Raw genomic sequence first — 7693 nt, 5'->3', positions numbered from 1 at the left:
GACCCTCGCGCGGACGTATTCCTTCCCGAAGTGGAGGGCCCCCTGGGGCCCGTGAACGCGTCCGCGCGAGGGTCTTCGCCTTCCACGCCCGCCCCAGCCGAACCACCAGAAGCAGCCCGAGCCTCAGCCAGAGCCGCCCCCACAGCACCCCGAACAGCCGACCGCACAGCAGCCTCGGCCCGCGAAGCCAACTTCCGCTGCAGCAGCACCAGATCCTTGGACTCGTCGAGCACGATGGCCGACGCATCCCGCCCCCGCCCGCGCTCCTCGACGACCCGGAACGTCACCCGGAGATGCCCAGGAAGCCGGGAGATCCGTTCTTCGTCCCAGACCTCCGGCGGCACGACCACGTCGCGGAGCGCGCGGACCGCCCGCGTGAACGCGGCGACGTAGGACTCCGCCATGTCGCCGGCGCGGACGATGTCCTCCCATGCCGGGCACTCCTCGCGGATCCAGGCGACGACGTCGCGTGCGACGTCCGGCGCCGGCACCAGCTCGCGCCGCACCGCCTTGGGTAGTGACTTGATGGTCGCGACGGTCAGCTCCTCGAGGAGACCCGGCACCATCCAGTCGAACCCGTCCGGCACGACGCGCGCGAGCACCGCGATGGGGATGTGCACGGTGACGCCGTCGGCGTCGGACCCGGGCTGGAACTGGTAGGTGAGCGGCAGGGAGAGCTCGCCCTGGGGCCACCTCTCGGGGAACGCGGACGTATCGACCGACGCGTCGCCGACCAGCTGTTCCATCGTGAAGGTGAGCAGGTCCGGCGTCTCCTTGCGGGCCCGCGACCACCAGCGGTCGAAGTGCGCGGCGGACACCACGGAGTCGGGGACGCGCTCGTCGTAGAAGGCGAACAGGTCGTCCTCGTCCGCGACCAGGCCGCGCTGCCGGGAGCGGGCCTCGAGCTCGCCGGCCTCCTCCAGGAGCGCGCGGTTGTCGTGGAAGAACTTGTGGTGCGTGGTCCACTCGCCCTCCACGAGCGCGTGCCGCACGAACATCTCGCGCGCCGCCTCCGGATCGACCTTCGCGTAGAGCACGCGCCGGTCGGACACGATGGGCACGCCGTACAGCAGCACCTTCTCCGTACACATCGCCGCACCCTGCTTGGACGACCAGTGCGGTTCCGAGTAGGTGCGCTTCGCGAGCGGACCGGCGAGGTCCTCGGCCCACTCGGGCTGGATGCGGGCGACGTCACGCGCCCACAGGCGGCTGGTCTCGACGAGCTCGCCCGCCATGATCCACACCGGCGGCTTCTTGGACAGGGGAGACCCGGGGAAGATGGCGAACCGCGCCCCGCGGGCGCCGATGTACTCGTTGCGGGCCTGCTTCTTGGCCCGCTTCAACGCGATCTCCCGCTGCGCCCCACGAAGGTGCGCGACGGCGGACGCCTTCACCTCCCCGGTGTCCTGCATGCCCAGCTGCGACAGCAGTCCGGCCAACAGGGACCGGTGAATCGTGTCCTCGTCCCACAGCTGCCGATACGACGGCGACTCAACCTCGGAGGTGACCTCCACCGGGCGGGACCCGCTGTCGCCGTCGGCCGGGCGGCGCCGTGGCTGGAAGGACATCTCTATGCCCAGCGGCCGCGACATCTCGCGGAGCTGGGCGACGACGTCCTGCCACTCGCGGATGCGCAGGAAGTTCAGGTACTCCGCCTTGCACAGGCGCCGGAAGGCCGAGCTGCCCATCTGGTGCTGCTGCTCCCGGACGTACTCCCAGAGGTTCAGGTACGTGAGGAAGTCGGAGCGCGGGTCCGCGAACCGGGCGTGCAGCTGGTCGGCCTGCGCGCGCTGTTCCGCCGGGCGCTCGCGGGGGTCCTGGATCGACAGCGCCGCCGCGATGATCGCCACCTCGCGGGCGACGCCGTGCCGCGAGCCCTCGATGACCATACGGGCCAGCCGCGGGTCCATCGGGAGCTGGGCGAGCGTGCGGCCCACCTCGGTGAGCCGGGTGACGTCGTCGACCTCCTCCAGCGCGCCCAGCTCCGTGAGCAGGTTGACGCCGTCGCGGATCGCGCGCGTGTCCGGGGGCTCGACGAAGGGGAAGCGGGCGACGTCGTCGGGCGTGCTGACCACGCCGACCGAGATCATCTGCAGCAGCACGGACGCCAGCGACGTGCGCAGGATCTCGGGTTCGGTGAACTCGGGTCGCCCGTTGAAGTCCTCCTCCGAGTAGAGGCGGATCGCGATGCCGTCGGCGACACGGCCGGACCGGCCGCTGCGCTGGTTGGCCGACGCCTGGGAGACCGGCTCGATCGGCAGCCGCTGGACCTTGGTCTGCTTGGAGTAGCGGCTGATCCGGGCCGTACCGGGGTCGACGACGTAGTGGATGCCGGGAACGGTCAGCGAGGTCTCGGCGACGTTGGTCGCCAGCACGATGCGTCGCGACGCGTGCGGCTGGAACACCCGGTGCTGCTCCGCGCTCGACAGCCGCGCGTACAGCGGCAGGATCTCGACGTGCTGCGGATGCTTCGGATCCCGGACCCGCTCCTTGAGGTGGCCCGTGAGCCCGTCGGCGGTGTCGTGGATCTCGCGTTCGCCCGAGAGGAACACGAGGATGTCGCCGTCGCCCTCGCGCAGCAGCTCGTCGCAGGCCTCGACGATGCCGGCGACGAGGTCCTTCTCCTCGCGCGCGTTCTTCGGTGCCCTGGCGCCGCCCCCTGGCCGAGCGCCACCCGCTGGCCGAGCCTGTCGAGGTCCCTTCGCGGGGGAGCCGTCGACGCGCGAGGCATCGGCCCCCGACGGGTCCTCGTCCGGCGACAGCGGACGGTAGCGGATCTCGACGGGGAACGTCCGGCCGGAGACCTCGACGATCGGGGCGAGGTCCGGGAGCACGTCGGTGACGTACGCGGGCGCACCGCCCCGCTCGGCCAGGGCAGCGGGGGAGAAGTGCGTGGCGAACCGCTCCGAGTCGATGGTGGCCGACGTGATGATCAGCTTGAGGTCGGGCCGCTGGGGGAGCAGCCGCGACAGGTAGCCGAGCAGGAAGTCGATGTTGAGGGACCGCTCGTGCGCCTCGTCGATGATGATCGTGTCGTACGCGAGGAGCTGCGGGTCGCGCTGGATCTGGGCGAGCAGGATGCCGTCGGTCATGACCTTGACCAGCGTGTCCTCGCTGGACTGGTCGGTGAACCTGACCTGGTAGCCCACCACGCCGCCGAGCTCCGTGCCGAGCTCCTCCGCGATGCGCTCGGCCACCGTACGGGCCGCGAGCCGCCGGGGCTGGGTGTGCCCGATCTGGCCCTGCCGTCCGCGCCCGAGCTCGAGTGCGATCTTCGGGATCTGGGTGGTCTTCCCGGAGCCGGTCTCGCCGGCCACGATCACGACCTGGTTGTCACGGATCGCGGCCGCGATGTCCGCGCGCCGCGCGGAGACGGGCAGCTGCCCCGGGTAGGTGATAGGCGGCACCTCGACGGCGGCACGCTTGGCGGCCGCCGCTTCGAGCTGCGCGGTGGAGACGCGCTGCGGCCCGCTGCGCCGAGGTCGCCGGTTCTGCTTGCCCGGCCCACGGCGACGGTTCCGGCCTCCGCCTGCGCGGCCGCGATCGCCGTCGGACACCGGGGTGGAAGAGGGCTCGGTACTCACAACCCCCCATTCTCCCAGGAACGGCAAGGTCATTTGCCAGCGGGCGCCCGCGACGCGCCCGCGACGTGTCAGACGCACAGGTCACTCGAATGACCTGTGCGTCTGACACGCCGTGCGTACTAGCTCGCCTGCGCCGCGTTGAGCAGGTCGAGCGCGCCGTGCTGGCAGCCGTGCCCCGTCGCGGGCCGGACCAGCGGTCCGGCCCAGTGCGGACCGTACATACCCAGCGAGTCGCGGTCGTTGGCGTACGCGGCGTCGGCCTGCCGGTCGAGGTAGGCGCTGTACGGGCGGTCGCCCAGCGCTGCGTTCAGCCTGCCCAGGCCGCGGACGTAGGCGCCCTTGAAGGAGGCGCCGTCGCTGCTGCAGTCGTCGCCCTCGTTCACCTCGCGCAGCACGCCGCCTGGGTTGAGGTAGGTGGAGCTGGTCGAGGCGTTGGCCAGGGAGCGTGCCGTGGTGAGCAGGGACGCGTCCCCTGTTGCCTGATGCAGCTCCGTCAGCGCACCCAGGATGACGCCCTGGTTGTAGGTCCACGTGGGCTCACCGTTGTTGACGCACGAGTCGTTCAGCCCGTCGTTGACCAGGTTGCCGGAGTTGATCATGCCGCTGCCGCGGAACCAGCTCCAGCCCTCCCGGGCGCGCTGCAGGTAGGTGGTGTCGCCGGGGATGCGGTTGTGCAGCGCCGCGTTGAGCTGGATGTACAGCTCGTTGGTGATGGCGTTCTTGTACGCGATGCCGGTGTTCCACTGGACGCCCCCGCCGCACTTCGAGGTCCAGTAGGCGCGCATGTGGTCGGCGTCGGCCCGCGCCGTGCTCAGGTACCGGCTGTCACCCGTCAGGTCGTACGCGGCGATCCAGGCGAGGCCCCACCAGCCGGTGTCGTCCAGGTACTCGTTGCGGAACTGGCCGTCACGCGCGCCGACGTTCTTGTCGTAGGTCTCCGCGATCACGTACCGGTAGCTGCCCATCCCGCTGATCCGGGCGTTGTCGATGACGGCGGTCAGCGCGTTGGCCCCCGTCCACCAGCCGTTGGTCTCGAACAGGCCGGTGTCGCGGTCCCAGAGCATCATCAGCGCGGTGGCGGCCGCCGTCGAGCGGCTCCCGGCGTTGCGGTCGTTACGTGCCCAGCCGGTGCAGGCGATCTCCGGCCGGTCGCCCGCCTTGCCGCAGACGCGGAGGGCGCCTATCCCCAAGTTGTTCCAGTCGTCCACGTTGTACATCTGGGTGCGCCAGCCGGTGGAGCCCGCCGGGATCCTCGTGACGCCGAGCCTGCTGCCCGACGCCCACGTCCGGCCGCCGTCGAAGGACCGGTCGAGCCAGACCTCGTCACCGGCCTGGCCGCCGTCGATCGAGCCCCAGCCCATGACGTCGGGGTCGGAGACATGGAGCCGGAGCGTCCGGCCGTGGACGGCGGCGCTCACCGGCGTGCGGTCGCTCACGGCGAGCCCGGGGTCCCGGGCATCGCAGTAGAGGTCGCAGATGACGGCGTCCGGTGCGACCGGTGCCTGCTGTACGGCATCGGCCCGCGTGACCGGGGAGAAGGGCACGGCCAGGAGGCAGGCAAGGGCAAGAGCCGTCGCCGAGCCGACGACGCGGCGGGTGCCGGCACGTCGGCGTGGATGGTCGGAGGGTGCTGACAGCGATGTCATCGAAACTCCCTGTGCTCGTCCTTGCTTCGTCTTCGGAGTGGTGGAGCGATGGAGCGATCAGCCGCGGCGCGACCCGAGTCGCGGCCCGACAAGATTCACCCGGAACGGACAACAGGTCAATAGCGTCGGCGGCCAGGGGAACGGCGCTCGCCGGATGGGGATGGCTCCCCATGTCGCGACGGGCGCCGCCTCCTTAGGCTTTCGAAATTCCTGTGACGTGCACCGGGATGCCCGAGGGGAGCGGTATGGCTGACAGGTCGACGGTCGATGAGGACGCGGCGCCCATGGCGCGGCGGGCGGTGCGTGCGGGCGTTCGCGCCGGAGGTGCGGAGGCATGAGCCCCGAGACCATCGCGCGCTCGGTGCAGCGGCTCAACGCCGCAGGTGTCACCTGGCCGACGACGCACCGGGTGGCCGTCACCGTCCGGCTGGCCGGGCTCGCCGACGTCATAGCGCTGGGCGACGGCGTGCTCGACGGCCCCGAGGCGGCGCGGGCGGCGTTCGGGCACGTGCTGCGCTCCGCGGCGAGGGAAGCCGACCCAGCGGCGGCGCTCCGCGAGATCTCGAAGATCCAGCGCGTCCTGTCGGTGATGGAGCGAGCGGCGCCGGATGCGCTGGTCCCGAGCGGCCCACAGGCCGCGGACGGCGCGCCGGCAGAGCCGGTCGAGACCGAGGCGCCGGCGACCCGGGCCCCAGCGAGCTCGACCCCCGCCTCGACGGCGGGTTCGGCCCCACGCGCGCTACCGGTCCGGCCCGTCCGGCGGGCAGCCACCGACGGGCCGGCATGACGACCCGCGAGCTCGCCGCCCTGTGCGAGAGCCGGATCAACGGTCTGAGCCGCCGCCGGCAGGCATTCGAGCACAGCGACGCGCCCGAGCACGTCGAGGGCCTGATCGACGACCTGCGCGGTGCGGCGTCCGACTGGGACACGGCGGTGAGCCGCCCGCCGGAAGGGGACCCCGTGGCGCTCCGGGCCGGCGCCCGGACCGTCCGGGACGGGGCGCCGGGTCTCGGGGCGGTGGCTGACGCACTCGAGTCCTACGCCTCGGCCCTCGAGTCGTGGCAGGCCAGGCACGGCACGGGGCTGGCGCAGCTCCGGGCCGCCCGGCAGCGCGCGGCAGGGCTCACCGTGGCCGGTGACGCCGACGCCGACCCGCACACCGGCCCGGAACGAACCGAGGCGGCTTCATCGGCCGCGATCGCCGTGCTCGACGTCGCCTGCGCGGGCTACGCCGCCTGCCAGGATGCCTACGAGGCCGCACGAGACGCCGAGGAGGCGCTCTACGCGGCGCTGTCGTACGTCCGTGTCAGACCCTCGGGTCACCGGCGTGACCTGAGCGTCTGACAGCGCGCGGTCCGTCGCGATGGTCTGCCATGTCGCCCCACGACGTGAGGTCCGCCTCCACCCGGCCGCTCGCGGCGGGTCTGGGGAGACCGCGCGAGGGGGACCGGGTGCAGGCGGACCTCGAGGTCCAGCGGCTCGGGCGGCTCAGCCGGCGCTCAGCACGCCCAGGTAGTAACCGAGGCCGACCAGGGCGAGGGCGCCGAGCGTCTCGATGATGGAGAGCGCGAGGCCCCAGCGAGCGAGCCACAGGTCGAAGCCCTCCTTGCCGGCGCGGGCGACGGCTATCGCGTTCAGGATGACGCCGATGACCGGCAGTGCTGCCAGGAAGAACGTGAGGAGGCTGAAGACCGCGGTCTGCGGTTCCTCTTCCTCGACCGCGGCGGCCGGCGCGGCGACGGCGGTCTCGGCGGCCGCGGGGGTCGCTACGGCCACGGCTGCCTCGGTCACGGCCTCGGCGGGGGACGTCGCGGCGGTCTCGACGGGCGCCGTCTCGGCTGCGGGAGCCGCGGCCTCTGCCTTCGCCTCGGACGTCGCCTCCGGCGCGGCAGGCTCGGTCTCCACGACCTCGGTGGCGGTGGCTGCCGCACTCTGGTCGACAGCGGCCTCTGGGGTCGTGGTGTCGGGCGTGGTCATGTCGGTAGTGCTCCCCTGGTTGCAGGTTTTAGGAAATGTCAGGCCATATTGTGGAGTATCCGAATGGTCTTGGATAGACCGGTATCAGCCATTCAAGCGCGAGAGGCCGCCGCTCCTCCCGGAGCGGCAGCCTCTGCGCTGCTGGTCGTGCACATCGCGCTACCGGGCACGGCGCCCGGGTCGGCCTCGGTGGGTCAGGCCGCCTGGAGCGTGAGCGCCGCATAGCCGGCGAGGCCGAACAGCACGAGGTACAGGACCGTGAAGACGATCGAGAGGCCGAGGCCCCACTTCGAGAGCTTGCTGTCGAGGCCGGCCTTGCCGGCCTTCGAGACGGCGATCGCCGACACGACGAGCCCGATCGGGGGCGCTACGAACGCGAGGACGAAGCCCACGATCGCCAGGGTGTTGGCCTTCGGGTCCTGGACCGCGCCCTGGCCGGCGGGTGCGCTCGTGGTCTCGCTCATGAGGGGATTTCCTTTCACGGCC

6 protein-coding genes are annotated in these 7693 nt (G+C 71.9%); 2 read left to right on the top strand and 4 right to left on the bottom strand.

Features of this window, described 5'->3' with window-relative positions; all coding sequences use genetic code 11:
* Both ACFWE2_RS13500 and ACFWE2_RS13495 read right to left on the bottom strand, forming a co-directional pair.
* Window positions 1-3617, bottom strand: a 3617-nt coding sequence (locus tag ACFWE2_RS13500) for a DUF3418 domain-containing protein (protein ID WP_377224739.1), incomplete at its 3' end; no start/stop codon positions are given.
* Window positions 3618-3703: 86 nt separating this feature from the next.
* Window positions 3704-5230, bottom strand: a complete 1527-nt coding sequence (locus ACFWE2_RS13495) for a glycoside hydrolase family 76 protein (protein WP_377224738.1) — start codon at window positions 5228-5230, stop codon at window positions 3704-3706.
* Window positions 5231-5564: 334 nt separating this feature from the next.
* On the opposite strand from ACFWE2_RS13495, the gene ACFWE2_RS13490 reads away from it, so the two are divergent.
* Window positions 5565-6017, top strand: coding sequence for a hypothetical protein (locus tag ACFWE2_RS13490; protein ID WP_377224737.1), 453 nt, complete (start codon window positions 5565-5567; stop codon window positions 6015-6017).
* Window positions 6014-6574: a hypothetical protein gene (locus ACFWE2_RS13485; RefSeq protein ID WP_377224736.1), complete on the top strand. Its 561-nt coding sequence runs from the start codon at window positions 6014-6016 to the stop codon at window positions 6572-6574. The genes ACFWE2_RS13490 and ACFWE2_RS13485 overlap by 4 nt, the downstream gene beginning before the upstream one ends.
* Window positions 6575-6718: 144 nt before the next feature.
* On the opposite strand, the gene ACFWE2_RS13480 is transcribed toward ACFWE2_RS13485, so the two are convergent.
* Window positions 6719-7207 (bottom strand): hypothetical protein, encoded by a 489-nt coding sequence (locus tag ACFWE2_RS13480; RefSeq protein WP_377224735.1) that lies wholly within the window; start codon window positions 7205-7207, stop codon window positions 6719-6721.
* Between the two features lie 194 nt (window positions 7208-7401).
* Window positions 7402-7671 carry a hypothetical protein gene (locus ACFWE2_RS13475; protein WP_377224734.1) on the bottom strand — a complete coding sequence of 90 codons (270 nt, stop codon included), beginning with the start codon at window positions 7669-7671 and terminating at the stop codon, window positions 7402-7404.
* Window positions 7672-7693: the final 22 nt, after the last annotated feature.

The organism is Promicromonospora sp. NPDC060271, assembly GCF_042726755.1.
Classification (GTDB): Bacteria; Actinomycetota; Actinomycetes; order Actinomycetales; family Cellulomonadaceae; genus Promicromonospora.
This window is presented reverse-complemented; position numbering and strand designations above follow the sequence as displayed.

What these genes read in the sequence shown, in the direction of transcription:
- ACFWE2_RS13495 (WP_377224738.1), bottom strand. Translation starts at nt 5,230, where the DNA reads ATGACATCGCTGTCAGCACCCTCCGACCATCCACGCCGACGTGCCGGC.
- ACFWE2_RS13490 (WP_377224737.1), top strand. Translation starts at nt 5,565, where the DNA reads ATGAGCCCCGAGACCATCGCGCGCTCGGTGCAGCGGCTCAACGCCGCA.
- ACFWE2_RS13485 (WP_377224736.1), top strand. Translation starts at nt 6,014, where the DNA reads ATGACGACCCGCGAGCTCGCCGCCCTGTGCGAGAGCCGGATCAACGGT.
- ACFWE2_RS13480 (WP_377224735.1), bottom strand. Translation starts at nt 7,207, where the DNA reads ATGACCACGCCCGACACCACGACCCCAGAGGCCGCTGTCGACCAGAGT.
- ACFWE2_RS13475 (WP_377224734.1), bottom strand. Translation starts at nt 7,671, where the DNA reads ATGAGCGAGACCACGAGCGCACCCGCCGGCCAGGGCGCGGTCCAGGAC.